Below are 24,968 nucleotides of genomic sequence, written 5' to 3'. Positions count from 1 at the left end.
GCATGGGCTCGGGCGCTACAGATTCTGTGGCCGGTTGAGAGGCTTACCCCGCCACCTTGCCCCACACCTTGAAGGTGGTCAGCCACAGGCCGAGCATGCTGCCGATGTTGGTCAGCATGAAGGTCAGCACCACGCGGGTAACGCGATTGCGGTACCAGCCCTTCAGGCTCTGCGCATCGTCGCGCAGCTTCAGGAAGTCCTCGTAGGCCGGCTTGCGCAGGCGCGCTTCCACCAGCGCCGAGAATGCGCCGGTTGGGATGCTCAGGCGGAACGGCTTGAACGGGGCCACCGCGATCGCGGTGAGGATGCTCAGCGGGTGACCGCCTGCCAGCAGGCAGCCCAGGCCCGCCAAGCCGCCGGTATACATTGCCCAGGTCGCCAGCAGCTCGGTACCCACGCCCAGGCCGCCGCGGTAGAAGCCCACACCGATGCCGGTCGCCACGATCGCCAGGATGCCGAGCGTGAACCACGGGATGTTGCGCTTCTTCGGCACCGCCTCCAGCTCGGCGCGCAGCGGCGCCGGTGCCTCGGTATCGGTTTCCAGGTAGCGCGCCAGCCCGGCCAGGTGACCGGCACCGACCACCGCCAGCACTTCACGCTGCTGCGGGGTATGCTCCTCGCGCAGGCGCGTGGCCATGTAACGGTCGCGCTCACCGATGATGGTCTCGTACAGCGCCGGGCTCTCGCTGGCGAACTCACCGAAGCTCGATTCCAGCATGTCGCCCTGCTTGAGCTTTTCGATCTCGTTCTCGCCCACTTCCTCGGACGAGAACAGGCCGGCGCCCAGCCCGGCAACCAGCTTCAGCTTGCCGAAGAACCCAAGCCGCTGCGACGCCCGGCGGAAGGTCAGGCCGACCTCGCGGTCGATCAGGTGCACCGGCAGGTCGCGTTCGCGCGCCAGTTCCACCGCGCGTTTCAGTTCCGCGCCCGGCTCGATGTCGAGCTGTTCGGCCAGGCGGCGCTGGTAGGCGGACAGGGCCAGGTTGGCGGCGAACAGGGCGACGCGGCCCTTGCGGATCACCTCGACCAGGTCGAGCTTGGCCAGCGTGTCCGGGTCGCTCAGCGCCTGCAGGCGCTGCGGGTCCAGCTCGACGGCAACCGCATCGAAGCGGCCGCTGTCGATGGCTTTTTCCACGGCCTCGACGCTGGCGCGGGAGACGTGGGCGGTGCCCAGCAGGGTGTAGCGCACGCCGTCGCGTTCGACGACGCGCACCGGCTGGCCGGCGAACAGGTCGTCACCGGTCTCGGGAAGGGTTTCGGTCATGGGTTCATTCATTGGAAGGTGCGGTGTCGGCGCCATCGCCGAGCGCGCGCTGCATCTGCACGGTGTCCAGCCAGCGGCCATGCTTGCGGCCGAGGCCACGGAACACGCCCACCAGTTCGAAGCCGAAGCGTTCGTGCAGCTTGATTGAAGCAGTGTTGGTCGGCTCGCCGATCACCGCCACCATCTGCCGGTAGCCACGCGCCACGCAGGCGTCGATCAACGCCTGCAGCAGGCCGGTGCCGACGCCCTTGCCCTGGAACGCGGCATCGACGTAGACCGAGTTTTCCACGGTCCACTGGTAGGCAACGCGGGTGCGGTAGGTGTTGGCGTAAGCATAGCCGGCCACCTGGCCGTCAATCTCGGCGATCAGGTAGGGGAAGCCGCGGTCGATGATGTCGCGCATGCGGCGCAGCATCTCGGACGCGTCCGGGATGTCGTACTCGTAAGTGTTGACGAAGTCGGTCACTTCCACCGCGTAGATCGCGGTGATCGCGTCGATGTCGGCCGGGCCGGCATCACGGATGAGGACGGCCATGCGCGGGCTCCGGCTCAGTCGATGTAGCGCTTGAGCAGGTCGCCGTAGGCATCGATGCGGCGATCACGCAGGAACGGCCAGATGCGGCGCACGTGCTCGCTGCGCTGCAGGTCGACGTCGCACAGCAGCACGGTGGCCTCGGTGCCGGCCTCGGCCAGGAACTCGCCCTGCGGGCCCAGCACGTGGCTGTTGCCCCAGAACTGGATGCCCGACGCGCCCAGCGGCGAGGCCTCGTGGCCGACGCGGTTGCAGCTCAGCACCGGCAGGCCGTTGGCCACCGCATGGCCGCGATGGCTCAGCACCCAGGCGTCGCGCTGGCGGGTCTTCTCGTCCTGCACGTCGTCCGGATCCCAGCCGATCGCAGTCGGATACAGCAGCAGCTCGGCGCCGGCCAGCGCCATCAGGCGCGCCGCTTCCGGGTACCACTGGTCCCAGCACACCAGCACGCCCAGGCGGCCCACCGAGGTATCGATCGGCGTGAAGCCGATGTCGCCCGGGGTGAAGTAGAACTTCTCGTAGAAGCCCGGGTCGTCCGGGATATGCATCTTGCGGTACTTGCCGAGCAGCGTACCGTCCTTCTCGAACACCACGGCGGTGTTGTGGTACAGCCCGGCAGCGCGGCGCTCGAACAGCGAGCCGACCAGCACCACGCCATGCTGCTTCGCCAGCGCGCCAAGGCGCTCGGTGCTCGGGCCCGGAATCGGCTCGGCCAGGTCGAACTCGTCCACCGATTCGTGCTGGCAGAAGTACGGGCCGTTATGCAGTTCCTGCAGCAGCACCAGCTTGGCACCCTGCGCAGCCGCCTCGGCCACGCGTGCTTCGATCACCGCCAGGTTGGCGGCGGCATCACCGTGGTTGCGCTCCTGGATCAGGGCGACGGTAAGGGGGCTGCGCGAGTTCATGCGGGGCGTTCCTGCGGGGGAAAACCAGCATGTTAGCGCGGATGGGCGGCGACGGCGTGCCGCGCGCTGAATGGCGCAGCGGGTAGTGCCGGCCGCTGGCCGGCAATCCCGTGGATCCATCAGGCATTGCAGGGTTGCCGGCCAGCGGCCGGCACGACCGTTACGCCTTCAACAGCCCAGCCGGCAGCTGCATGGTGATGCAGTGCAGGCTGCCGTTCTGCCAGATCAGCGAGCGGCAGGGCACCTGCACGATCTCTCGGCCCGGGTGCGCCTGTGCCAGCACGTCGCGGGCCAGGTCATCGGCCGGGTCGCCATAGGCCGGCATCAGCACCGCGCCATTGACGATCAGGTAGTTGGCGTACGAGGCAGCCAGGCGACGGCCTTCGTCGATCACCGGCCGGGCCCACGGCAGCGGGAACAGGCGGTACGGCTGGCCATCCCTGGTGCGTAGCGCGGCCAGCTCATTGCCCATCGCCTGCAGTTCGGCGTAATGCGAGTCGCTCTCGTCGTCGCAGGCCTGGTAGACGATGCTGTCAGCAGAGGCGAAGCGGGCGAGAGTATCGATGTGCGCGTCGGTGTCGTCGCCTTCCAGGTAGCCGTGGTCCAGCCACAGCACGCGGTCCTGCTGCAGCCAGTCGGCCAGGTCGGCGCTCAGGCTGGCGCGGTCGCGGTCCGGGTGGCGCTCGTGCAGGCACTTCCAGGTGGTCAGCAGGGTGCCTTCACCGTCGGTCTCGATGCCGCCGCCTTCCAGCGCGAACGGAATGCTGCGGACCGGCGCATCGTTGAATACGCCGGCCTGGTCGAGCACGCCCACCAGCTGGTCATCCAGGGTGGCGTCGAACTTGCCGCCCCAGCCGGTGAAGCGGAAATCCAGCAGCTGGAAGCCGCCGTCGGCACGGCGCAGGGTGATCGGGCCGGAGTCGCGCAGCCAGGTATCGTCGTAGGCCGCCGTGGTGAAGTGGACCTTGTCCATGTCGATGCGGTTGGAGCGCAGTCGCATCTCGGCGTAGGTCTCCACATCGTCGTCGGCCACGCAGATCAGCACCGGCTGGAAGCGGGTGATGGCCGCGACCAGGGCGATGTAGGTCTCTTCCACCTGGCCCAGGCGGTCAGCCCAGTCGGTATCGGCGGTGGGCCAGGCAATCAGGACGCCGCTCTGGGCTTCCCACTCGGCAGGAAAACGAAGGGTCTGGTTCATGGTCTCGCTACACAGGCCCGCCCACGGCGGGTAATGGGATCAACGGATCGGCGGTTTCGGGCCGATTTCGTTCGGGTCCGCCTGGTTGGCCACCACGTCGATCACCTTCTGCTTCTCGAAGTAGACGGTGAACTGCGGGTACACCCAGCGGTTGATGGTCGGCCATTGCCGTTTCTGCCCGCCACGCGGCTGCAGCTGCTCGCTGGGCGCGCCGAACTGCGCCTGCACCTGCTGCATGCTCTGGCCGCGCACGGGCAGGGCACCGGCCGGCTTCTCGCGGGCGCGGTCGACAAGCAGGGTATCGGCCAGTGCCGGTGTGGCGGCGGCCAGGGTGGCCATCACGGCCAGGGCGGACAGGTAACGCTTCATCTCGATCTACTCCCCAGTGGTCAAGAAAGGCGATTACAGCAAAAACGGCAGGAAAAAGCCGCATAAACAAAAAACCGCCCGAAGGCGGTTTCTTGCATCGGGTCGGCCCCGCGTAGGGCCAGCCGCAGCCGGAAGGCTGTGAGGCTTAGCGCTGACGCGCCTTGAAACGCGGGTTCGACTTGCAGATGACGAAGATCTTGCCACGACGACGCACGACCTTGCAGTCACGGTGACGGGCCTTCGCCGACTTCAGGGAGGACAGGACTTTCATGGCATACCTCGGCGTAAACAGTAGTTGTTCGGGTGGAGCGTGGCCGCGATATGCGAAAGACAATCGGCAGTTGACGCTCGTTCAAGCCCGCCATTCTACCGGGCTTTTCCTCGTGGTTTCAAGTGGTTGCACAAAAGATCCCGCTGGGGGCGTCTGGCAGGGGCTAGAATGGCCTCTTCACACGCTCTGGGACCCCCATGAATCCACTCGCTCCCGTCCTGACCATCGACGGCCCATCCGGGGCCGGCAAGGGTACCATCAGCCGCATCATCGCGCGCCGGATGGGCTGGCATTACCTGGATTCGGGCGCGCTGTACCGGGCGGTGGGCGTGGCCGCAAGCTGGGCCGACATCGATACCTCCGACGCCTCGGCGCTGGTGCGTTGCACCTTCGACACCCACGTTCAGTTTGTCGAGCAGGGCGATGCCATGCGGGTCATGGTCAACGGCACCGATGCCACCGACGAGCTGCGCCTGGAGACCACCGGTGCGCTGGCCTCGGCCATTGCCGCCATTCCCGAGGTCCGCGCTGCCCTGAAGGAGCGCCAGCGCGCATTCAGGGAGCTGCCGGGCCTGGTCGCCGACGGCCGCGACATGGGCACGGTGATCTTCCCGGACGCCTCCTACAAGGTCTTCCTGACCGCCAGTGCCGAGGAGCGCGCCGAGCGCCGGCATAAGCAGTTGAAAGACAAGGGGGTTTCTGTTAACTTTGATGACCTCCTGCGCGAGATCATGGCCCGCGACGCCCGTGATGCCCAGCGTACCGTGGCGCCCCTGAAGCCGGCAGACGATGCTGTCCTCATCGACACCACAGGCATCGGCATCGATGATGTCGTTGCCAGAGTGATGGATCTGCTTCCGGTTCCGGCTGCCTGATCCGTTCGCGCGGGAGCGCTGCCAGCAGCATCGGCGGCGGTCGCGCATAGCAGTGCTGTACCAGCTCCGCCGCGCAATGATGCGTGGCGGTTTTCCTACTACACACGACCTGCGTTTCCGGGGTCGACCAACAGGCGGGCGGTCGCCATTCCCCTGAAGGGGACGCCACCGACCCATGTGTCCAACAGAGTAAATCTAATGACCGAATCATTTGCCGAACTGTTTGAAGCCAGCCAGGCCAATCTGGCCAAGCTGAAGCCGGGCGCCATCGTCAGCGGTACCGTTGTTGAAGTCCGCGGCGACGTCGTGGTGATCAACGCTGGCCTGAAGTCCGAAGGCATCGTGCCGATCGAACAGTTCCGTAACGACGCTGGCGAAATCGACGTCGCCGAAGGCGACATCGTCAAGGTCGCCCTCGACTCGATCGAGAACGGCTTCGGCGAAACCGTCCTGTCGCGCGAGAAGGCCAAGCGCGCGATGGTGTGGGACGAGCTGGAAGAAGCGTTGGAAAAGAACGAAACCATCACCGGCCGCATCAGCGGCAAGGTCAAGGGTGGTTTCACCGTGGACATCAAGGATGTCCGCGCCTTCCTGCCGGGTTCCCTGGTCGATGTGCGCCCGGTGCGCGATCCGGCCTACCTGGAAGGCAAGGAACTCGAGTTCAAGCTCATCAAGCTGGACCGCAAGCGTAACAACGTCGTGGTCTCGCGCCGCGCTGTCGTCGAAAGCGAGCACTCGGAAGAGCGCGAGCAGCTGATGGACAAGCTGCAGGAAGGCGCGATCCTGAAGGGTGTCGTCAAGAACCTGACCGATTACGGCGCGTTCGTGGACCTGGGCGGTATCGACGGCCTGCTGCACATCACCGACATGGCGTGGAAGCGCGTGCGTCACCCGTCGGAAGTCGTGAACGTCGGCGACGAGCTGGACGTCCGCGTGCTGAAGTTCGACCGCGAGCGCAACCGTGTTTCGCTGGGCCTGAAGCAGCTGGGCGAGGATCCGTGGGACAACATCGGCCGTCGTTACCCGGCCAACAGCCGCGTCTTCGGCAAGGTCTCCAACGTCACCGATTACGGTGCGTTCGTTGAGATCGAGCCGGGCGTCGAAGGCCTGGTGCACGTCTCGGAGATGGATTGGACCAACAAGAACGTCAACCCGTCCAAGGTTGTCCAGGTTGGTGATGAAGTCGAAGTGATGGTGCTGGACGTCGATGAAGAGCGTCGCCGTATCTCGCTGGGCATGAAGCAGGTTGCCGCCAATCCGTGGGAAACCTTCGCTGCCACCCACAAGAAGGGTGACAAGGTGTCGGGCCAGATCAAGTCGATCACCGACTTCGGCATCTTCATCGGCCTGGACGGCGGCATCGACGGCCTGGTCCACCTGTCCGACATCAGCTGGAACACCACCGGCGAAGACGTCGTTCGCAACTTCAAGAAGGGCGATACCCTGGACGCCGTCGTCCTGGCTGTCGATCCGGAGCGCGAGCGCATCTCCCTGGGCGTGAAGCAGCTGGAGCAGGATCCGTTCGGCCAGTACATGGCTGCCAATCCGAAGGGCTCCAAGGTTGAAGGCGTGGTGAAGGAAGTCGACGCCAAGGGCGCGATCATCGAGCTGGCTGACGGCATCGAAGGTTACGTCTCGGCCCGCGACATCGCCAACGAGCGCGTTGACGACGCCACCCAGCACCTGAAGGTCGGCGACAAGGTCGAAGCCAAGTTCGTGGGCATGGACCGCAAGGGCCGTACCCTGCAGCTGTCGATCAAGGCCAAGGACGACGCGGAAATGCGCGAAGTGCTGGAGGAATACCAGTCCTCTTCGGCTTCCAGCGGCACCACCCAGCTGGGCGCGCTGCTGCGTGCACAGCTGAACGGCAACAAGTCCGAGTAATCGGCCTTACGCTGTTCGTTGTTTCCTGGACGGCCCGGGCATTGCCCGGGCCGTTTCAGGCTGAGATGCCCCTGATGTGAGCCGGTAATGACCAAATCCGAACTGATCGAAATCCTTGCGCGCCGCCAGGCGCACCTGAAGGCCGATGATGTCGATCTGGCGGTGAAGTCGTTGCTGGAAATGATGGGCGGATCGCTGTCCGCCGGGGATCGCATCGAAATCCGTGGATTTGGCAGCTTCTCGCTGCACTATCGTCCGCCGCGCCTGGGTCGCAACCCGAAGACCGGCGAATCGGTTGCCCTGCCGGGCAAGCATGTCCCCCATTTCAAGCCGGGCAAGGAACTGCGCGAGCGGGTCAGCAGTGTACTGCCGCTGGACGCCGATCCGGCCTGAGCCTTCCGTCGCGCCACCGCGTGCGAATCCAGCCGCGAGTCGGATAAGCTACGGACTCCTGCCACTGGAGCTGTCGCATGAAGGTTTTTCGTCTGCTGGTCCTGCTGGCGGTACTCATTCTTGGGTTGATCATCGGTGCCATGAACATGGACGAGATGACCATCAACCTGCTGTTCACCCAGCTTAAGACCTCGGTCGGCGTGGCCATCATTGCCGCGTTGCTGATCGGCGTCATCGTTGGCGCTGGCCTGGTGCTGGTGAGCGTGGTCATTCCGCTCTACAGCCAGCTGCGCCGCGCCAACAAGTCCGCTGCCGCCACGCCGGCACCGGTTGCTTCCCCTCAATCTTTTGATGGACGCTGATCGAAGATGGATTTCGTCACCGAGTGGTTCTGGTTCTTCCTGTTCGTTCCGCTGGCCGCCCTGGCTGGGTGGGTGATCGGGCGGCGCGGTGGTCAACGCCACGGTGACAGCCAGGTCAGCCGCCTGTCGAGCACCTATTTCCGTGGCCTGAACTACCTGCTCAACGAGCAGCCGGACAAGGCCATCGAGCTGTTCCTGCACATCGCCGAGCTGGACAAGGAAACCTTCGAGACCCAGGTCGCGCTGGGCCACCTGTTCCGCCGCCGCGGCGAAGTCGACCGCGCCATCCGCCTGCACCAGGGCCTGGTCAACCGCCACGACCTCAGTGATGCACAGCGCGTGCAGGCCCTGCTGGCGCTGGGCGAGGATTACATGAAGTCCGGCCTGCTGGACCGTGCCGAGACCGTGTTCACCGAGCTGGCGCAGCTGGATCAGCGCGCACCGCAGGCGCTCAAGCATCTGATCGGCATCTACCAGGCCGAGCGCGACTGGGAAAAGGCGATCGACAACGCGACCCGTTTCGAGGACGTCACCGGCGAGCCGATGGGCAAGCTGATCGGACAGTTCGAATGCGAACTGGCCGAACGTTTCCGTGGCGCCGGCAAGCTGGAAGAGGCGAGGGCAGCGATCGCCCGCGCCTACCAGGCCGACGCGATGTCGGTGCGCGCCGGCATCATCGAGGGCCGGCTGGAAACCGACGCGGGCAATCCAGAGGCCGCCGTGCGCGCCTTCGAGCGCGCCGCGCGCAACGACCCCGAATACCTGCCGGAACTGCTGCCGGCACTGATGCAGAACTATCGCAGGGTCGGCGATCTGGCAGGTGCACGCGCGTTCCTGTCGGAGATGACCGAGCACTACCGCGGCATCGCCCCGGTATTGGCGCTGACCCGGTTGATGGAAGAGCAGGAAGGTGTGGCGCCGGCCCGTGCCTACCTCGGTCGCCAGCTCAAGGATCGCCCGTCGGTACGTGGCGAATCCGCGCTGATCGATCTGACCCTCGCCGAGGGAGCCGATTCCACCGCCACCCTGCATGACCTCAAGCACATCACCGACCAGCTGCTGGTGCGCAACCCGGCCTATCGCTGCACGCGCTGCGGCTTCGGTGCGCGTACCCACCACTGGCAGTGCCCGAGCTGCAAGGAGTGGGGGACGGTCAAGCCGCTGCTGAACTACGCGGTGCTCTGATCCATGCCCTGGCTTGTGATGGGCGCGCTGCTGGGGCTCGCCCTGCTCAGTGCGTTGCTGACCTGGGCTGCGCGGGGCTATGCACTGCGCCAGCAGTTGATGGACCAGCCGGGCGAGCGTCGCAGCCATAGCGTTGCCACCCCGCGCGGTGGCGGCATCGCCATCGTCATCAGCCTGCTGGTGACCGCCGGCGTGGTCATCTGGGCCTGGCCCGAAAGTACGCCGACGGTGCTGGTGGCCAGCCTTGGGCTGGTGCTGGTGGCCGGTATCGGCTGGTGGGACGACCACAAGCCCCTGCCGGCGATGCGTCGCCTGCTGGTGCATTTCATCGCCGCAGCGCTGTTGGCCGGCCTGGTCAAGGTGAATGGTGGCAGCTGGCTGTTGGCGGTGCTGGTGCTGCTGTTCACCGCGTCGCTGATCAACATCTGGAACTTCATGGACGGCATCAATGGCATCGCCGCCAGCCAGGCCGTTGTGGCGATGCTGGGGCTGGCGCCGGTACTGCCGTGGCCCTATTCACTGGCCGCCGTGGCGCTGGGCCTGGCCTGCCTTGGATTCCTGCCGTTCAACTTCCCTCGCGCCCGGATCTTCATGGGCGATGTTGGAAGCGGCGCGCTGGGGTATGCGGTCGCAGTGGTGCTGGCGATCGCCAGCGTGCGTACCGATATCAACTGGATCCTGCTGCTGGTACCGGTTTCGCCGTTCCTCGTGGACGCGGGCTTCACACTGCTGGCGCGCATCATTTCCGGACAACGCTGGATGGAACCCCATACCCAGCATGTCTACCAGCGCGCGGTGCAGGCAGGAGCCAGTCACCCGCAGGTGACAGGGATGTACTTTGCTTTGGGTCTGTTCAGTATTACAGTGTTCAATGTCTGCTCCAATTTGCAGCCGAGGTGGGAGGCTGTCGTGGCGATCGCGTGGTTCATCGCGCTGAGCGTCCTCTGGCTCCTCCTGCGCAATGGAATGCGCCACCGACAAGGAATTACCTGAATTATGGCTTCACCCTGGCGGGACAGAATCCTCGGCCTGATGCCGCGTTCGGCCATCGTCTGCCACGACCTCTTCATGGTCTGGGCATGCTGGCAGCTGCTCCATGCAGGGCGTTACTCGATCCTGCCCAACGCCCCGGCGCTGCCCCTGTGGAACGTCGATACCACCCTGGTCCTGCTGCTGCAGGGCCTGGTGTTCTGGCGCGTGGGCCTGTACCGCGGCCTGTGGCGGTTTGCCAGCGTCAGCGACCTGCTGAACATCTTCAAGGCCAGCTTCATCGGCATGGTGGCCATCATCCTGGTGCTGATGTGGAAGCGCTTCGACGGCGTACCCATGTCGGTGCTGGTGATCTACCCGTTCGCGCTGTCGGCACTGCTCGGCGCGCCGCGCCTGCTGTACCGCGCCTGGAAGGACTACCAGGCACTGCAGTCCGATTCCAGCGCCCGCCGCGTGCTGATCCTCGGCGCCGGCCAGGCGGCCGAGACCCTGGTGCGCGACCTGCGCCGCTCCGGCAACTTCGAGCCGGTCGGCCTGCTCGACGATGCACCGCACCTGCGTGGCGCCAAGCTGCAGGGCCTGCCGATCCTGGGCACGCTGGATGACGCGCCGACGGTGGTCCGCGAGACCGCTGCCAAGCTGCTGGTCATTGCCATGCCGTCGCTGGACGCCGCAGGCATGCAGCGCGTCGTCGCGATCTGCGAAAGCACCGGCGTGCCGTTCCGTACCGTGCCCAAGCTCAGTGACATCCTGCAGGGCCAGTCGCTGCCGGGCCAGCTGAAGGAAGTGGCGATCGAGGACCTGCTGGGGCGCAAGCCGATCATGCCGGACTGGAACCTGATCCGCGGCTGGTTGGGTGGGCGCACCGTGATGGTTACCGGCGCCGGTGGTTCGATCGGCTCGGAGCTGTGCCGCCAGTGCGCGCGGCATGGTGCCGGTCGCATCATCCTGCTGGAGATCAGCGAGCTGCTGCTGCTGACCATCGAGGGCGAGCTGCGTCGCAGCTTCCCCGATGTCGAGATCGAGGCGGTGCTGGGCGACTGCGGTGACCCAGCGGTGATCCGCCACGCGCTGTCGCTGCACCCCGTCGATACCGCTTTCCATGCGGCCGCCTACAAGCATGTACCGGTGCTGGAACGCCAGCTGCGTGAAGCAGTGCGCAACAACATCCTAGCGACCGAGAACGTCGCGCGCGCCTGCCTGGAAGCCCGCGTGGAGCATTTCGTGTTCATCTCCACCGACAAGGCGGTCGACCCGGTCAATGCGCTGGGCGCGAGCAAGCGCTACGCCGAGATGATCTGCCAGAGCCTGGACCAGAAGTCCACGCATACCCGTTTTGTCACGGTGCGCTTCGGCAACGTGCTGGCATCGGCCGGCAGCGTGGTGCCGCTGTTCCGCGAGCAGATCCTGCGCGGTGGCCCGGTCACGGTCACCGACCCGGAAGTCAGCCGCTACTTCATGACCATTCCCGAGGCCTGCCAGCTGATCCTGCAGGCGGCCGCATCGGCGTCGCATGGTGCGATCTATACCCTCGACATGGGCGAGCCGGTGCCGATCCGCGTGCTGGCCGAACAGATGATCCGCCTGACCGGCAAGCAGCCGTACAAGGACATCCAGATCATCTATACCGGCCTGCGTCCGGGCGAGAAGCTGCACGAGACGCTGTTCTATTCGGACGAAGATTACCGCTCCACCGCGCACCCGAAGATTCTTGAAGCCGGCGTGCGTACGTTCTCGCGCGACCTGGTGCTGGGCAACGTTCCGCGCCTGCGCGAGGCGATTGCCAGCTACGACACCGCCCGCATCCAGGAAATCCTGTTTGCGACGATGCCGGAATTCTCGCCAATCGAACAGGATGCTTACATTTCATCCGCTAAAGTCGTGCCTTTTCCGGCACGTGAGGCCAACAGGCACCAATGAGCAAGCGAATTCGCAAAGCAGTTTTCCCGGTGGCAGGATTGGGGACGCGTTTTTTGCCAGCAACCAAGACTGTGCCGAAGGAGATGCTGCCGATCATTGATCGGCCGCTGATCCAGTACGCGGTGGATGAGGCGATCGAAGCCGGCTGTGACACGCTGGTGTTCATCACCAACCGCTACAAGCACGCCGTTGCCGACTATTTCGACAAGGCGTACGAGCTGGAGCAGAAGCTTGAGCGCGCTGGCAAGCAGGAGCAGCTGGAACTGATCCGGCACGTGCTCCCCAATGGTGTGCGCGCGATCTTCGTGACCCAGGCCGAGGCGCTGGGCCTCGGGCACGCGGTGCTGTGTGCCAGGTCGGTGATCGGTGACGAGCCGTTTGCCGTACTGCTGCCCGACGACCTGATCTGGAACCGCGGTGCGGGCGCGCTGAAGCAGATGGCCGACCTCAACGAAGCCAGTGGCGCCAGCGTGATCGCGGTCGAAGACGTGCCGCACGATAAGACCGCCAGTTACGGCATCGTCGCCACCGACGCGTTCGATGGCCGCAAGGGCCGTATTTCGCAGATCGTCGAGAAGCCGAAGCCGGAGGACGCGCCGAGCGACCTGGCGGTGGTGGGCCGTTACGTGCTCAGCCCGAAGATCTTCGAGCTGCTGGAACAGACCCAGACCGGTGCCGGCGGCGAGATCCAGCTGACCGATGCGATTGCCGAGCTGCTGAAGACCGAAGAAGTCGATGCCTATCGTTTCGAGGGCACCCGCTTCGACTGCGGCACGCACCTGGGTCTGGTGGAGGCGACGATCCGCTTCGCGCTGGACAACCCGAAGCTGGCTGGCCCGGCGCGGGAGAAGCTGGCGGCGATGCTGGCGGAGTAAGGGTTTTATCAAGCGCTCCGTGCGGCGCCTTGATTGATACGTGGGGGAGAGGGCGGATGGCCCTCTCCAAAACACGCCAAAGCCCTTCCATGGTGCTCGATGGCGCCATCCATGGCGCCAACGGTTTTGGAGAGGGCCATCCGCCCCCTCTCGACAGTTTCCGTGTGGCGCGGACGGGAAGGGCGGAATCAAAGGCAGAAGCAAAAGCAAAAAGGCAGCCACTGGCTGCCTTTTTTCGTGGATTGGGGTCAGATCCCTTTGCGCAGCAAAGGGATCTGACCCCAGCCTTTGACCCTGCCTTTGCTCATCCCTCCGCCGCGGGGAGGCTGGAAGGGCCGGGTTGGCAGGGCTGCCCGGGACCGTTGGCGCCATGGATGGCGCCATCGAGCCCCATGGAAGGGTTCACGGCGTGTCCCGGGCAGCCCTGCCAACCCGACCCACGCCATGAAGCCCAACGAGGCAACGCCTTGAACCTTACAGCGCCTCGAAAATACCCGCCGCACCCATGCCGGTGCCGATGCACATCGTCACCATGCCGTACTTCTGCTGGCGACGACGCAAGCCATGCAGCAGGGTTGCGGTACGGATCGCGCCGGTCGCACCCAGCGGGTGGCCCAGGGCAATCGCGCCGCCCAGCGGGTTGACCTTGGCCGGGTCCAGGCCGCAGTCACGGATCACCGCCAGCGACTGCGCGGCGAAGGCTTCGTTGAGCTCGATCCAGTCCAGCTGGTCCTGGGTCAGGCCGGCCTGCTTCAGTGCCTTCGGGATCGCGGCGATCGGGCCGATGCCCATCACTTCCGGGCGCACGCCGGCCACCGAGAAGCTGACGAAACGGGCCAGCGGGGTCAGGCCGTAATCCTTGATCGCCTGCTCCGAGGCCAGCAGCACGGCGCCGGCGCCGTCGCTCATCTGCGACGAGTTGCCGGCGGTGACGGTGCCGCCGAACTGGCCGTTGCGGAACACCGGGCGCAGCTTGGCCAGGCCTTCGGCCGAGGAATCCGGGCGGGGGCCTTCGTCGGTGTCGGCGATCTTGTTGCGGGTGATGATGCGCTGGCCGTCGGCCAGGTCCGGCAGGTGCGAGACGATCTCGTACGCGCTGATCTCGTCCTTGAACTCGCCGTTCTGGATCGCGGCCATGGCCTTCTGGTGCGAGGCCAGGGCAAAGGCATCCTGGTCTTCGCGCGAGACCTTCCACTCTTCGGCGACCTTCTCGGCGGTGATGCCCATGCCGTAGGCGATGGCAACGTGGTCGTTGTCGAACACGCTCGGCGCCATGGCGATCTTGTTGCCCATCATCGGCACCATCGACATCGACTCGGTGCCGCCGGCCAGCATCAGGTCGGCGTTGCCCAGGCGGATCGCGTCGGCGGCCTGCGCCACGGCCTGCAGGCCGGAGGAGCAGAAGCGGTTCACGGTCTGTGCGGCGATGGTGTTCGGCAGGCCGGCCAGCAGCACGCCGATGCGGGCCACGTTCATGCCCTGCTCGGCTTCCGGCATGGCGCAACCGATGATGGCGTCATCGATGCGGTTGACGTCCACGCCCGGGGCCTGGGCGACGACGCTGCGCAGCACGTGCGCAAGCATGTCGTCGGGGCGGGTGTTGCGGAACATGCCCTTGGGCGCCTTGCCAACCGGGGTACGGGTGGCGGCGACGATGTAGGCGTCCTGGATTTGCTTGGTCATTGCAGTGATCTCTTGAATTTTTTAGCCGGAGTGCCGACCAACGGTCGGCACCCACCGGAAGCAGGGATGGGCGATCAGTTACGCAGCGGCTTGCCGGTCTTCAGCATGTGCGCGATGCGGGCCTGGGTCTTTTCCTGCTGGGCCAGTTCGACGAAGTGCTTGCGCTCCAGGGTCAGCAGCCACTCTTCGTCGACCAGGGTGCCGCGGTCGACCTTGCCACCGCACAGCACGGTAGCGATGCGCTCGGCGATCTCGTAGTCGTACGGGCTGATGAAGCGGCCTTCCAGCATGTTGACCAGCATCATCTTGAAGGTGGCGATACCCACGTCACCGGCCACCTGGATGCGGCGTGCCGGCAGCGGCGGGCGGTAACCCGCTTCGGCCAGGGCGCGTGCTTCGGCCTTGGCGATGTGCAGGGCCTCGTAGCTGTTGAACACCACCTTGTCGGTGCTGCGCAGCAGGCCCAGTTCCTTGGCGTTGACCGCCGAGTTGGACACCTTGGCCATCGCCACGGTCTCGAAGGTCTTCTTCAGTTCGGCGAACACGTCGCCGCCCGGGCCCGCGGCCTGCGAGGCGCGCACGGCCAGTTCCTTCAGGCCACCACCGGCCGGCAGCAGGCCGACGCCGGCCTCGACCAGGCCGATGTAGCTTTCCAGGAAGGCCACGGTCTTGGCGCTGTGCATCTGGAACTCGCAGCCGCCACCCAGGGCCAGACCGCGCACGGCAGCCACCACTGGCACCAGCGAGTACTTGATGCGCTGGCTGGTGCGCTGGAAGTTGGCAACCATTTCTTCGAACTGGTCGACCTTGCCGGCCTGCAGCAGGCCCAGCGCGCCGGCCAGGTCGGCACCGGCGGAGAAGGGTTCCTTCTGCTGCCAGATCACCAGGCCCTGGAAGTCCTTCTCGGCGCGGCTCACGCATTCCTGCAGGCCGTCCAGCACCTGGTCGGACACGGTGTTCATCTTGGTCTTGAAGCTGACCACGGCGATGCCATCGCCGTCGTGCCACATGCGCAGGCCGTCGTTCTCGAACACGGTCTCGCCCGGCGCGAACGTTTCGCCCAGCAGCGGATCCGGGAAACGCTGGCGCTGGTACACCGGCAGCGACGAGCGCGGCAGCTTGGCGTTGCGCGACGGGCTGTAGCTGCCCTCGGCGGCGTGCACGCCATCGCGGCCATCGAACACCCAGTCCGGCAGCGGCGCGCTGCTCATGCTCTTGCCGGCCACGATGTCATCGGCGATCCACTGTGCGACCTGCTTCCAGCCGGCAGCCTGCCAGGTCTCGAACGGGCCCAGCGACCAGCCGTAGCCCCAGCGGATGGCCAGGTCGACGTCGCGCGCGGTCTCGGCGATGTCGGCCAGGTGGTAGGCGCTGTAGTGGAACAGGTCGCGGAAGGTCGCCCACAGGAACTGCGCCTGCGGGTGCTGGCTCTCGCGCAGCTTGGCGAACTTCTCGGCCGGGTTCCTGAACTTCAGGATCTCGACCACTTCCGGCGCGGCAGCGCGATCGGCCGGACGGTAGTCCTGCTTCTCCAGGTCCAGCACCACGATGTCCTTGCCGACCTTGCGGAAGATGCCGGCACCGGTCTTCTGGCCCAGTGCGCCCTTGGCGATCAGCGCGTCCAGCCACTTCGGCGACTTGAAGAATTCATGCCACGGGTCGTTCGGCAGGGTATCGCCCATGGTCTTGATGACGTGGGCCATGGTGTCCAGGCCGACCACGTCGGAGGTGCGGTAGGTGGCCGACTTCGGGCGGCCGACCAGCGGACCGGTCAGGCCGTCCACTTCATCGAAGCCCAGGCCGAACTGCTGGGTGTGGTGGATGGTGGACAGGATCGAGAACACGCCGATGCGGTTGCCGATGAAGTTCGGGGTGTCCTTGGCGTACACCACGCCCTTGCCCAGGGTGGTGACCAGGAACTCTTCCAGGCCTTCCAGCACGGCGGCGTCGGTGGTGGTGGCCGGGATCAGCTCGGCCAGGTGCATGTAGCGCGGCGGGTTGAAGAAGTGCACGCCGCAGAAGCGGTGGCGCAGCTGCTCGGGCAGCACGTCGGCCAGCTTGTTGATGCCCAGGCCCGAGGTGTTGGAGGCCAGCACCGCGTGGTCGGCCACGAACGGCGCGATCTTCTTGTACAGGTCCTGCTTCCAGTCCATGCGCTCGGCGATGGCCTCGATGATCAGGTCGCAGTCCTTCAGCTGCTCCAGGCCGGACTCGTAGTTGGCCGGAGTGATGGCTTCGGCCAGCGACTTGCTGGCCAGCGGTGCCGGGCTCAGCTTGCCCAGGTTGGCGATCGCCTTCAGCACGATGCCGTCGGCCGGACCCTCCTTGGCGGGCAGGTCGAACAGCACGGTGTCGACGCCAGCGTTGGTGAGGTGGGCAGCGATCTGGGCACCCATGACGCCGGCACCCAGCACGGCGGCGCGGCGGACTAGCAGGGAATTGGACATGGTGTAGGGCCTTTGTTGGTCAGCAGTTACTGGGTGGAATCAAAGGGAAGCGGGCAGGGCGCTGGCGCGAGCGGCGGCGCGGAACCCGGCTTCGGCGAAATGGATCAGTTCGTGGGCGGCATGGGCACGATGCGCCGCTTCAGTGACACCGGCGGGACGCTTGATCAGCCCGAAGTCGGCCATGGCATAGGTGAGCGAGCCGGCCAGGAAATCCAGGCGCCAGTACAGCTCTTCCTTGCTCAGGTCGGGTACGCACTCGCCGATGGCCTTGCCGAACGCACGCAGCACGTGGCCGTAGTGGTCGGACAGGAACTTGCGCAGGTTGTCGTTCTTCTCGGCGTAGGCGCGGGCGATCACGCGCACGAAGGCACCGCCGTTCTGGCGGTCCTGGGCCAGCGCCAATGCCGGCTCGACGAACGCGGCCAGCACCGGGCGCAGCTGCCCGGGATGTTCGCTGCGGGCGCGTTCGAGCTGCGACAGGCGGGCGCCGGTCATCTCGTCCATGCGGCGGCGGAACACCTCGTTGACCAGGTTCTCCTTGGAGCCGAAGTGGTAGTTGACCGCTGCGATGTTGACGTCGGCCTGGCTGGTCACCTGGCGCAGCGAAGTGCCGGCGAAGCCGTGCTGTGCGAACAGCTCCTCGGCCGCGCCGAGAATGCGGTCCTTGGTCGAGAAGTGGGCGGGTTTGGCCATCGGCGGGCGGACCTTAATCAAACGATTGTTTGATACTAGGACCAGACGGTAGCGTATGGCATTTTGCAGTGCAGCAAAACCGGCCGGTCCGGTCAGATTTCACTCAGGTGGGTGAATGGGGTAGGGGTCGGATCCCCGAAGGGGCTCCGACCCCGACACTGGGCCCGGAATGGGGTCAGAGCCCCTGTGGGGATCTGACCCCTGCCATGAGGGTTTGCCGGCCGGCGACCGGCACTACCATGCCGCCGCTTTATCTTTTACAATTCGCCTACGTTTATCAGGCTAAGCCCGCGTCCCGACGCGGGTTTTTTTCATGTTACCCTTCGGGCCATCAGCGGCCCGATTCCATTGGAGACATCCCATGGCGCTGGAGCGCACCCTTTCGATCATCAAGCCGGACGCCGTTGCCAAGAACGTCATCGGCGAAATCTACGCCCGCTTCGAGAAGGCCGGCCTGAAGGTCGTGGCCGCCAAGTACAAGCAGCTGTCGCGCCGTGAAGCCGAAGGCTTCTACGCTGTGCACCGCGAGCGTCCGTTCTTCAACGCGCTGGTCGAATTCATGATCTCCGGCCCGGTGATGATCCAGGCCCTGGAAGGCGAGAACGCCGTCCTGGCCCACCGCGACCTGCTGGGCGCCACCAACCCGAAGGAAGCCGCGCCGGGCACCATCCGCGCCGACTTCGCCGAATCCATCGATGCCAACGCCGCCCACGGCTCGGACTCGGTCGAGAATGCCGCGATTGAAATCGCCTACTTCTTCGCCGCCACCGAAGTCGTTTCGCGCTGAGAGTAATGCCGTGAACGAGGTCGTACAGTCCCCCGCCATCCAGCCGCTGCCGAAGTCGGCACCCACGGCTGGCAAGCAGAACCTGCTCGACCTCGATCGCGCGGGCCTGGAGAAGTTTTTCGTCGAGGTTCTCGGCGAAAAGAAGTTCCGTGCCCACCAGGTGATGAAGTGGATCCACCATCGCTACGTCACCGATTTCGATGAAATGACCGACCTCGGCAAGGTCCTGCGCGCCAAGCTGCAGGCCCATGCCGAGGTGCTGGTTCCGAACATCGTGTTCGACAAGCCCTCCGCCGACGGCACCCACAAGTGGCTGCTGGCGATGGGCGTGGATGGCAAGAACGCCATCGAGACCGTGTACATCCCGGACAAGACCCGCGGCACGCTGTGCGTGTCCTCGCAGGTCGGTTGCGGCCTGAACTGCACGTTCTGCTCCACCGCCACCCAGGGCTTCAACCGCAACCTGACCACCGCCGAGATCATCGGCCAGGTATGGGTTGCCGCGCGCCACCTGGGTAACGTGCCGCACCAGATGCGCCGCCTCACCAATGTGGTGATGATGGGCATGGGCGAGCCGCTGATGAATTTCGACAACGTCGTGCGCGCCATGAGCGTGATGCGCGACGACCTGGGCTACGGCCTGGCCAACAAGCGCGTGACCCTGTCGACCTCCGGCCTGGTGCCGCAGATCGACCGCTTGTCCGCCGAGAGCGACGTGTCGCTGGCGGTGTCGCTGCATGCGCCGAACGATGCGCTGCGCGAAACCCTGGTGCCGCTCAACAAGAAGTACCCGATCGCCGAGCTGATGGCCTCGTGCGCACGCTACCTGCGCGCCAACAAGCGCCGCGAATCGGTCACCTTCGAATACACCCTGATGAAGGGCATCAACGACAAGCCCGAGCATGCCCGCGAATTGGCCCGCCTGATGCGCCAGTTCGACAACGCGGTGCAGGCCAAGGATTCGGGCAAGGTCAACCTGATTCCCTTCAATCCGTTCCCGGGCACCCGCTACGAGCGTTCGGAAGAAGCGCACATCCGCGCCTTCCAGAAGATCCTGCTCGACAGCAACGTGCTGACCATGGTCCGCCGCACCCGTGGCGACGACATCGACGCCGCCTGTGGCCAGCTCAAGGGCCAGGTGATGGACCGCACCCGCCGCCAGGCGGAGTTCAACAAGACGCTGCAGGCGGGGAAGGGGAGCGATGCCGCGGCCTGACCGCCTCTGGCTGGCGCTTCTCGCAGGCGTGCTGGCCGTTGCGGTCGGCGGCTGCAAATCCCATCCCAAGGCCAAGCTCGGTCCGAGCCAGGCGCCGGTCTATTCGGTGGGTGACCCGGAAAGCGTGCGGCGCGAAGTGCGCTGGCGCGACCTGTTGACGCTGGCGACCCGCGACATGCAGGTCGGCAATCTCGATGCCGCCGAGCGCAAGGTGCGCGAAGCACTGAAGCTGGCGCCCGAGGCGCCCGATGCGCTGGTGCTGCAGGCCGGCATCGATGACCGTCGTGGCCGCACCCGCCAGGCCGGCGAGAACTTCCACAAGGCCGCCGAACTGGCGCCGCAGCGCGGCGACGTGCTCAACAACTACGGTGCGTGGCTCTGCCAGCAGGGCCAGCCGGCCGAATCGCTGGTCTGGTTCGACCGCGCGTTGCAGGCGCCGGCTTATGCCACCCCGGGCGAAGCCCAGGCCAATGCCGGCAGCTGCGCACTGGATGCGGGCCAGCTTGAACGTGCCGAACGCGACCTGCGTGCGGCGCTCGTGGCGGCCCCGGCCAACCCGGTCGCGCTGGAGTCGATGGCCCAGCTGAGCTACCGCCAGGGCCGCTACATGGAGGCCCGGGCCTTCGCCGAACGTAGGATTGCGGCTGCACCCGCAACGCGTTCCGTGTTACAACTTGCGTCTCAAATCGAAGTGAAGCTGGGCGATCGGGCGGCATCTGATCGTTATCTGCAGCGGATTCGACAGGAATTTCCGCAGGACGCGGGCTCCTAACTCCAGGGTTGATGCATTGTGATTGATGACCAGACTGTGAGCGCTCTCGAGACTGCGGCCGGCTGCGGCACCCGCCTGCGCCAGGCCCGCGAAGCGGCCGGACTGACCCTCGAAGATGTCGGCTCGCGCCTGCGCATGCCGGTCCAGGTGGTCAAGTCGCTGGAAGAGGAACAATGGCAGAAGCTGGGGGCGCCGGTGTTCGTGCGTGGCCAGCTGCGCAGCTATGCGCGCCTGCTCGACGTGGATGTCGGCCAGCTGCTGGAACAGGCCCAGGTCGGCCCGGTGGTTCCGCCCACCCTGGTCAGCCATACCCATACCCCGCGTGCGCGCCGCATCGCCGAGAACCTCGGCCGGCGCGTGCTGTATGTCGGCATCACCGCCGTGCTGGCGGTGCCGGTGTGGTTCGCCACCCGTGGCCACTTCGACGGCAGCGCGACCCCGTCGCCGAGCACCGCCTCGCTGGATGTGATCCCGGCCGCCGTGCCGGTTACCCCGTCCACGGCCGGTGCCGAGGCTGTCGCGCCGGCCGAAGCGGCCACCGCCCCGGCCAGCAAGCCGGCGGCCACCCCGTACGTGGCCTCGCTGGCCCCGGTGCCGCGCCCGGCGCCGGCTCCGGCGGCTGCCGGCAACGCGCTGGAAATGCAGTTCAGCGGCGACAGCTGGGTCGACATCGGCGGCCCGGACGGCAGCACCGTCGAGAAGGCGCTGATCAGGTCCGGCGAGACCCGCAGCTTCACGCCGGGCCAGGTGACCCGGGTGACCCTGGGCAACGCCTCGGCGGTCCAGGTTCAGCAGAACGGCGCTATCGTCGATCTGACCCCCTACCAGCGAGCCAACGTGGCACGCTTTCAGGTATCCTCTGAAGGCTCCGTGGTCCCGGTTTCGCACTGAGGCGCGGTTTCACCACCTTCGATAATCCCAATGGTCCCTCCCGACGGGCGGGGCGAGAGTACGCATGGCGATCGACGATCTGCTCGACGAGCACGAACAAAGTGAACGCGTCCGCAGCTGGCTGCGGAAGAATGGCGCCAGCATCCTCGGTGGCGTAGTCATCGCCATCGGTGCCATTGCTGGCTGGCAGTGGTACCAGAAGGATCAGGGCGGCAAGCTGGCCTCGGCCAATGTCGAGTACCAGAAGGCCCTGCAGGGCCTGCAGCAGAACAAGCTTGACGACGCCGCCAAGGCGGTCAAGGCGCTCGAAGCCGGCCCGTCCAGCATCTACGGCGACCTCGCGGCGCTGCAGCTGGCCAAGGCCCAGGTCGACGCCGGCAAGAATGAAGAGGCACTGGCGACCCTGCGCAATGTGAAGGTCGAAGGTGACCTGCAGCGCGTGGTCGACCAGCGTGTGGCCCGCCTGCTGGTGGCCACCGGCAAGAGCGACGAGGCCATCAAGCTGCTGGGCAGCGCGACCGACAGCAGCAGCCTGGAAATCCATGGCGATGCGCTGATGGCGCAGGGCAAGCGTGATGAGGCCCGTGCACAGTACGAGAAGGCGCTGAAGACGCTGGACGTGGCAGCGCCGCAGCGGCGCCTGCTGGAAACCAAGGTTATGGACGCCGGCGGCACCGTCGCCGCCCCTGCGGAGTCGGTTTGATGAGTCAGAAGGTCATGATCACCCGCGTCGCCACCGTGCTCCTGATGGGCATGGCCCTGACCGGCTGCAGCACCATGAAGGGCTGGTTCGCCGGCAAGGACGCGGCCGCGAAGAAGGCACAGGAACCGGCTGAGCTGGTCAAGTTCGAGCCGACCCTGAAGGTCAGCAAGGCCTGGTCGGTCAACCTCGGCAAGGGCGAGCGCCGCATCGGCGTGCGCCAGGGCCCGGCAGTGGCCAACGGCCACGTGTTCGCTGCGGCGATCACCGGTGGCGTGCACGCCATCGACCTGCAGACCGGCAAGAAGGTCTGGACCTGGGAGCCGAAGAAGGAAAAGAAGAAGGCCAAGCTGCGCCTGTCCGGCGGCCCGGGTGTCGGTGAGAACCTGGTCGTGATCGGCACGCTGGATGGCCAGGTCATCGCGCTGGACATCAACGATGGCAGCGAGAAGTGGCGCGCCCGTGTTCCGGGTGAAGTCATCGCCGCGCCGGCCGTTGCCCAGGGCATGGTCTACGTGCGCAGCAACGACGGCCGCGTTACCGGCTTCGATGCCGGCAACGGCACCCAGAAGTGGTTCAACCCGAGCGAGCTGCCGGCGCTGACCGTGCGTGGCAACGCGCCGGTGGTGACCGGCCCGGGCGTGCTGTTCATCGGCAAGGACGAGGGCGCGGTTGCGGCCCTGGCCCAGCAGGATGGCCGCACGCTGTGGGAACAGAACCTCGGCAACGGCGAAGGCCGCACCGAGCTGGAGCGCATGGCCGACGTCGACGGCGCTCCGGTGCTGGAGGGCAACACCCTCTACGTGAGCAGCTTCAAGAACCAGACCATGGCCATCGAAGGCCCGACCGGTCGCCCGCTGTGGGCGCGCGACCATGGCGGTGCCGGTGGCGTGGCGGTGTCGTCGGGCAATGTGTTCGTCACCGACAACAAGGGCGGCGTGTTCGGCCTGGACAAGGCCAGCGGAGCGGCCATGTGGTCGCAGACCGCGCTGGCCCGTCGTTCGCTGACCGGCCCGGCGCTGCACGGCGACTACGTGGTGGTCGGCGACTACAAGGGATACGTGCACTGGTTGCAGGCGTCCGATGGTGCGATGGCGGCACGGGCAAAAAGTGGCGGCGACGCCCTGCTGGCCCAGCCGGTCGTCGCAGACGGGGTGCTGCTGGTGCAGAACGTTGATGGCAAGCTGACCGCCTTCCGGTTGGCAAATTAAAAATTGGAGTAATCGCGATGCTGCCTTTGGTCGCCCTGGTTGGACGGCCGAATGTCGGCAAGTCGACTATTTTCAATGCGCTTACCCGCACCCGTGACGCGCTGGTCCATGACCAGCCCGGCGTCACCCGCGACCGCAACTACGGTGTCTGCCGGCTGGACGAGGACAATCATTTCCTCGTCGTCGACACCGGCGGTATCGCGGAAGAGGAAGAGGGTCTGGCAGGGGCTACCACCCGCCAGGCCCGCGCCGCTGCGGCGGAAGCCGACCTGATCCTGTTCGTGGTCGACGCCCGTGAGGGTACCTCGGCGATGGACGACGAGATCCTGGCCTGGCTGCGCAAGCTGTCGCGCCCGACGCTGCTGCTGATCAACAAGATCGACGGCACCGACGAGGACACCGTGCGTTCGGAGTTCGCCCGTTACGGCTTCGGCGAGATGCTGACCGTGTCGGCCGCGCATCGCCAGGGCCTGGACGACCTGCTGGACGAAGTGATCCAGCGCCTGCCGGAAGAAGGCAGCGGCGAAGAGCTGGACAACGATCCGAACCGCATCCGCATCGCCTTCGTCGGCCGCCCGAACGTGGGCAAGTCGACCCTGGTCAACCGCATCCTCGGCGAGGAGCGCATGATCGCCTCCGACGTGCCGGGCACCACCCGCGACTCGATCGCGGTGGACCTGGAGCGTGATGGCCGCGAGTACCGCCTGATCGATACCGCCGGCCTGCGCCGTCGGTCGCGCGTGGACGAGGTCGTCGAGAAGTTCTCGGTGGTCAAGACCATGCAGTCGATCGAGCAGTGCCAGGTGGCCGTGCTGATGCTCGACGCCACCGAAGGCGTGACCGACCAGGACGCCACCGTGCTCGGTGCCGTGCTCGACGCCGGCCGCGCACTGGTGATCGCCATCAACAAGTGGGATGGCCTGACCGAGTACCAGCGTGAGCAGGCCGAAACCATGCTGTCGCTGAAGCTGGGCTTCGTGCCGTGGGCCGAGTCGGTGCGCATCTCGGCCAAGCATGGTTCGGGCCTGCGTGAGCTGTTCCGCGCGGTGCACCGCGCGCACGAATCGGCGAACAAGACCTTCACCACCAGCGAAGTGAACAAGGCGCTGGAAGTGGCCTACGAGACCAACCCGCCGCCGACCATCCGCGGCCACGTCTCCAAGCTGCGCTACGTGCACCCGGCCGGTTCCAACCCGCCGACCTTCATCGTGCACGGCACCCGCCTGAAGGAGCTGCAGGAGTCGTACAAGCGCTACCTGGAGAACTTCTTCCGCAAGCGCTTCAAGCTGATAGGCACGCCGGTGAGCTTCATCTTCCGCGAGGGTACCAACCCGTACGAGGGCAAGAAGAACGTCCTCACCGAGCGGCAGGTCAAGGCCAAGCGGCGCTTGATGAAGCACGTCAAGGGCAAGTGATTCACGAGAAGGCGGCCGCAGGGCCGCCTTTTTCGTTGCGGAGAATGGGGTCAGATCCCATTTCCTCCGGAAAAGGGATCTGACCCCGGGTGCAGGGCGGGCGCTACCGCAGGCCTGCGGTGGACCCGTA

24 protein-coding genes are annotated in these 24,968 nt (G+C 66.0%); 15 read left to right on the top strand and 9 right to left on the bottom strand.

The features are described 5' to 3' along the window. Nucleotides 1-43 precede the first annotated feature (43 nt). From AC5P7F_RS10910 to ykgO, 6 genes are all read right to left on the bottom strand, one after another. Entirely contained in the window at nt 44-1,264 is a 1,221-nt protein-coding gene (locus AC5P7F_RS10910) for a TraB/GumN family protein (protein ID WP_014646845.1), read from the bottom strand. A gap of 4 nt (nt 1,265-1,268) precedes the next feature. Beyond that, complete coding sequence (locus AC5P7F_RS10905) at nt 1,269-1,799, bottom strand: GNAT family N-acetyltransferase (RefSeq protein ID WP_164077745.1); 531 nt, start codon at nt 1,797-1,799, stop codon at nt 1,269-1,271. 14 nt (nt 1,800-1,813) lie between these two features. After that, nucleotides 1,814-2,701 carry a carbon-nitrogen hydrolase gene (locus AC5P7F_RS10900; RefSeq protein WP_049419256.1) on the bottom strand — a complete coding sequence of 296 codons (888 nt, stop codon included), beginning with the start codon at nt 2,699-2,701 and terminating at the stop codon, nt 1,814-1,816. Between the two features lie 160 nt (nt 2,702-2,861). After that, nucleotides 2,862-3,899 (bottom strand): agmatine deiminase family protein, encoded by a 1,038-nt coding sequence (locus tag AC5P7F_RS10895; RefSeq protein WP_014646848.1) that lies wholly within the window; start codon nt 3,897-3,899, stop codon nt 2,862-2,864. Between the two features lie 39 nt (nt 3,900-3,938). After that, complete coding sequence (locus AC5P7F_RS10890) at nt 3,939-4,238, bottom strand: hypothetical protein (RefSeq protein WP_227837998.1); 300 nt, start codon at nt 4,236-4,238, stop codon at nt 3,939-3,941. Nucleotides 4,239-4,413: 175 nt separating this feature from the next. Continuing rightward, nucleotides 4,414-4,539, bottom strand: coding sequence for a type B 50S ribosomal protein L36 (gene ykgO, locus AC5P7F_RS10885; RefSeq protein ID WP_005409283.1), 126 nt, complete (start codon nt 4,537-4,539; stop codon nt 4,414-4,416). Nucleotides 4,540-4,736: 197 nt separating this feature from the next. On the opposite strand from ykgO, the gene cmk reads away from it, so the two are divergent. The 8 genes from cmk (at nt 4,737) to galU (ending at nt 13,023) form a co-directional block, all read left to right on the top strand. Next, nucleotides 4,737-5,414 carry a (d)CMP kinase gene (cmk, locus tag AC5P7F_RS10880; RefSeq protein ID WP_014036894.1) on the top strand — a complete coding sequence of 226 codons (678 nt, stop codon included), beginning with the start codon at nt 4,737-4,739 and terminating at the stop codon, nt 5,412-5,414. A 198-nt stretch (nt 5,415-5,612) separates the two neighbouring features. Continuing rightward, nucleotides 5,613-7,298, top strand: a complete 1,686-nt coding sequence (gene rpsA, locus AC5P7F_RS10875; RefSeq protein ID WP_005416230.1) for a 30S ribosomal protein S1 — start codon at nt 5,613-5,615, stop codon at nt 7,296-7,298. Nucleotides 7,299-7,385: 87 nt separating this feature from the next. Beyond that, nucleotides 7,386-7,691 (top strand): integration host factor subunit beta, encoded by a 306-nt coding sequence (locus tag AC5P7F_RS10870; RefSeq protein ID WP_005409286.1) that lies wholly within the window; start codon nt 7,386-7,388, stop codon nt 7,689-7,691. 77 nt (nt 7,692-7,768) lie between these two features. Continuing rightward, nucleotides 7,769-8,053: a LapA family protein gene (locus AC5P7F_RS10865; protein ID WP_014646849.1), complete on the top strand. Its 285-nt coding sequence runs from the start codon at nt 7,769-7,771 to the stop codon at nt 8,051-8,053. A gap of 6 nt (nt 8,054-8,059) precedes the next feature. Next, nucleotides 8,060-9,238: a lipopolysaccharide assembly protein LapB gene (gene lapB, locus AC5P7F_RS10860; RefSeq protein WP_014646850.1), complete on the top strand. Its 1,179-nt coding sequence runs from the start codon at nt 8,060-8,062 to the stop codon at nt 9,236-9,238. Nucleotides 9,239-9,241: 3 nt separating this feature from the next. Next, nucleotides 9,242-10,231, top strand: coding sequence for an MraY family glycosyltransferase (locus AC5P7F_RS10855; RefSeq protein WP_164077744.1), 990 nt, complete (start codon nt 9,242-9,244; stop codon nt 10,229-10,231). Between the two features lie 3 nt (nt 10,232-10,234). Beyond that, complete coding sequence (locus tag AC5P7F_RS10850; protein ID WP_014646852.1) at nt 10,235-12,148, top strand: polysaccharide biosynthesis protein; 1,914 nt, start codon at nt 10,235-10,237, stop codon at nt 12,146-12,148. After that, on the top strand, nt 12,145-13,023 hold the full coding sequence (gene galU, locus AC5P7F_RS10845) for a UTP--glucose-1-phosphate uridylyltransferase GalU (protein WP_032960751.1): 879 nt from the start codon (nt 12,145-12,147) through the stop codon (nt 13,021-13,023). The genes AC5P7F_RS10850 and galU overlap by 4 nt, the downstream gene beginning before the upstream one ends. Before the next feature lie 474 nt (nt 13,024-13,497). Here galU and AC5P7F_RS10840 read toward each other — a convergent pair whose 3' ends face one another. The 3 genes from AC5P7F_RS10840 to AC5P7F_RS10830 all read right to left on the bottom strand — a co-directional run bounded on the left by AC5P7F_RS10840 (nt 13,498) and on the right by AC5P7F_RS10830 (nt 17,846). Continuing rightward, nucleotides 13,498-14,706 carry an acetyl-CoA C-acyltransferase gene (locus tag AC5P7F_RS10840; RefSeq protein WP_164077743.1) on the bottom strand — a complete coding sequence of 403 codons (1,209 nt, stop codon included), beginning with the start codon at nt 14,704-14,706 and terminating at the stop codon, nt 13,498-13,500. Between the two features lie 74 nt (nt 14,707-14,780). Beyond that, entirely contained in the window at nt 14,781-17,153 is a 2,373-nt protein-coding gene (locus AC5P7F_RS10835; protein ID WP_164077742.1) for a 3-hydroxyacyl-CoA dehydrogenase NAD-binding domain-containing protein, read from the bottom strand. A gap of 39 nt (nt 17,154-17,192) precedes the next feature. Further along, nucleotides 17,193-17,846, bottom strand: coding sequence for a TetR/AcrR family transcriptional regulator (locus AC5P7F_RS10830; protein ID WP_014646856.1), 654 nt, complete (start codon nt 17,844-17,846; stop codon nt 17,193-17,195). A gap of 361 nt (nt 17,847-18,207) precedes the next feature. On the opposite strand from AC5P7F_RS10830, the gene ndk reads away from it, so the two are divergent. The 7 genes from ndk (at nt 18,208) to der (ending at nt 24,838) form a co-directional block, all read left to right on the top strand. Further along, entirely contained in the window at nt 18,208-18,633 is a 426-nt protein-coding gene (gene ndk, locus AC5P7F_RS10825) for a nucleoside-diphosphate kinase (protein ID WP_005409295.1), read from the top strand. Between the two features lie 10 nt (nt 18,634-18,643). Then, nucleotides 18,644-19,849 carry a dual-specificity RNA methyltransferase RlmN gene (gene rlmN, locus AC5P7F_RS10820; RefSeq protein ID WP_005409296.1) on the top strand — a complete coding sequence of 402 codons (1,206 nt, stop codon included), beginning with the start codon at nt 18,644-18,646 and terminating at the stop codon, nt 19,847-19,849. Further along, nucleotides 19,836-20,621 (top strand): type IV pilus biogenesis/stability protein PilW, encoded by a 786-nt coding sequence (pilW, locus tag AC5P7F_RS10815; RefSeq protein ID WP_164077741.1) that lies wholly within the window; start codon nt 19,836-19,838, stop codon nt 20,619-20,621. The genes rlmN and pilW overlap by 14 nt, the downstream gene beginning before the upstream one ends. 18 nt (nt 20,622-20,639) lie before the next feature. Continuing rightward, a complete protein-coding gene (locus AC5P7F_RS10810; protein WP_032960759.1) occupies nt 20,640-21,512 on the top strand; it encodes a RodZ domain-containing protein in 873 nt (290 codons plus the stop codon). A 64-nt stretch (nt 21,513-21,576) separates the two neighbouring features. Then, entirely contained in the window at nt 21,577-22,215 is a 639-nt protein-coding gene (locus AC5P7F_RS10805; protein WP_014646859.1) for a YfgM family protein, read from the top strand. Continuing rightward, complete coding sequence (gene bamB, locus AC5P7F_RS10800) at nt 22,215-23,423, top strand: outer membrane protein assembly factor BamB (RefSeq protein ID WP_014036904.1); 1,209 nt, start codon at nt 22,215-22,217, stop codon at nt 23,421-23,423. The genes AC5P7F_RS10805 and bamB overlap by 1 nt, the downstream gene beginning before the upstream one ends. A 17-nt stretch (nt 23,424-23,440) precedes the next feature. Beyond that, nucleotides 23,441-24,838 carry a ribosome biogenesis GTPase Der gene (gene der / locus AC5P7F_RS10795; RefSeq protein WP_014646861.1) on the top strand — a complete coding sequence of 466 codons (1,398 nt, stop codon included), beginning with the start codon at nt 23,441-23,443 and terminating at the stop codon, nt 24,836-24,838. Nucleotides 24,839-24,968 lie beyond the last annotated feature (130 nt).

This window comes from Stenotrophomonas sp. YJH_SMC_105-26 (genome assembly GCF_059368915.1).
This window is presented reverse-complemented; position numbering and strand designations above follow the sequence as displayed.

What these genes read in the sequence shown, in the direction of transcription:
- AC5P7F_RS10900 (WP_049419256.1), bottom strand. Translation starts at nt 2,701, where the DNA reads ATGAACTCGCGCAGCCCCCTTACCGTCGCCCTGATCCAGGAGCGCAAC.
- AC5P7F_RS10805 (WP_014646859.1), top strand. Translation starts at nt 21,577, where the DNA reads ATGGCGATCGACGATCTGCTCGACGAGCACGAACAAAGTGAACGCGTC.
- AC5P7F_RS10865 (WP_014646849.1), top strand. Translation starts at nt 7,769, where the DNA reads ATGAAGGTTTTTCGTCTGCTGGTCCTGCTGGCGGTACTCATTCTTGGG.
- AC5P7F_RS10840 (WP_164077743.1), bottom strand. Translation starts at nt 14,706, where the DNA reads ATGACCAAGCAAATCCAGGACGCCTACATCGTCGCCGCCACCCGTACC.
- AC5P7F_RS10855 (WP_164077744.1), top strand. Translation starts at nt 9,242, where the DNA reads ATGCCCTGGCTTGTGATGGGCGCGCTGCTGGGGCTCGCCCTGCTCAGT.
- AC5P7F_RS10895 (WP_014646848.1), bottom strand. Translation starts at nt 3,899, where the DNA reads ATGAACCAGACCCTTCGTTTTCCTGCCGAGTGGGAAGCCCAGAGCGGC.
- der (WP_014646861.1), top strand. Translation starts at nt 23,441, where the DNA reads ATGCTGCCTTTGGTCGCCCTGGTTGGACGGCCGAATGTCGGCAAGTCG.
- bamB (WP_014036904.1), top strand. Translation starts at nt 22,215, where the DNA reads ATGAGTCAGAAGGTCATGATCACCCGCGTCGCCACCGTGCTCCTGATG.
- lapB (WP_014646850.1), top strand. Translation starts at nt 8,060, where the DNA reads ATGGATTTCGTCACCGAGTGGTTCTGGTTCTTCCTGTTCGTTCCGCTG.
- AC5P7F_RS10850 (WP_014646852.1), top strand. Translation starts at nt 10,235, where the DNA reads ATGGCTTCACCCTGGCGGGACAGAATCCTCGGCCTGATGCCGCGTTCG.
- AC5P7F_RS10830 (WP_014646856.1), bottom strand. Translation starts at nt 17,846, where the DNA reads ATGGCCAAACCCGCCCACTTCTCGACCAAGGACCGCATTCTCGGCGCG.
- pilW (WP_164077741.1), top strand. Translation starts at nt 19,836, where the DNA reads ATGCCGCGGCCTGACCGCCTCTGGCTGGCGCTTCTCGCAGGCGTGCTG.
- AC5P7F_RS10905 (WP_164077745.1), bottom strand. Translation starts at nt 1,799, where the DNA reads ATGGCCGTCCTCATCCGTGATGCCGGCCCGGCCGACATCGACGCGATC.
- AC5P7F_RS10910 (WP_014646845.1), bottom strand. Translation starts at nt 1,264, where the DNA reads ATGACCGAAACCCTTCCCGAGACCGGTGACGACCTGTTCGCCGGCCAG.
- galU (WP_032960751.1), top strand. Translation starts at nt 12,145, where the DNA reads ATGAGCAAGCGAATTCGCAAAGCAGTTTTCCCGGTGGCAGGATTGGGG.
- AC5P7F_RS10890 (WP_227837998.1), bottom strand. Translation starts at nt 4,238, where the DNA reads ATGGCCACCCTGGCCGCCGCCACACCGGCACTGGCCGATACCCTGCTT.
- AC5P7F_RS10870 (WP_005409286.1), top strand. Translation starts at nt 7,386, where the DNA reads ATGACCAAATCCGAACTGATCGAAATCCTTGCGCGCCGCCAGGCGCAC.
- rpsA (WP_005416230.1), top strand. Translation starts at nt 5,613, where the DNA reads ATGACCGAATCATTTGCCGAACTGTTTGAAGCCAGCCAGGCCAATCTG.
- AC5P7F_RS10835 (WP_164077742.1), bottom strand. Translation starts at nt 17,153, where the DNA reads ATGTCCAATTCCCTGCTAGTCCGCCGCGCCGCCGTGCTGGGTGCCGGC.
- ykgO (WP_005409283.1), bottom strand. Translation starts at nt 4,539, where the DNA reads ATGAAAGTCCTGTCCTCCCTGAAGTCGGCGAAGGCCCGTCACCGTGAC.
- cmk (WP_014036894.1), top strand. Translation starts at nt 4,737, where the DNA reads ATGAATCCACTCGCTCCCGTCCTGACCATCGACGGCCCATCCGGGGCC.
- ndk (WP_005409295.1), top strand. Translation starts at nt 18,208, where the DNA reads ATGGCGCTGGAGCGCACCCTTTCGATCATCAAGCCGGACGCCGTTGCC.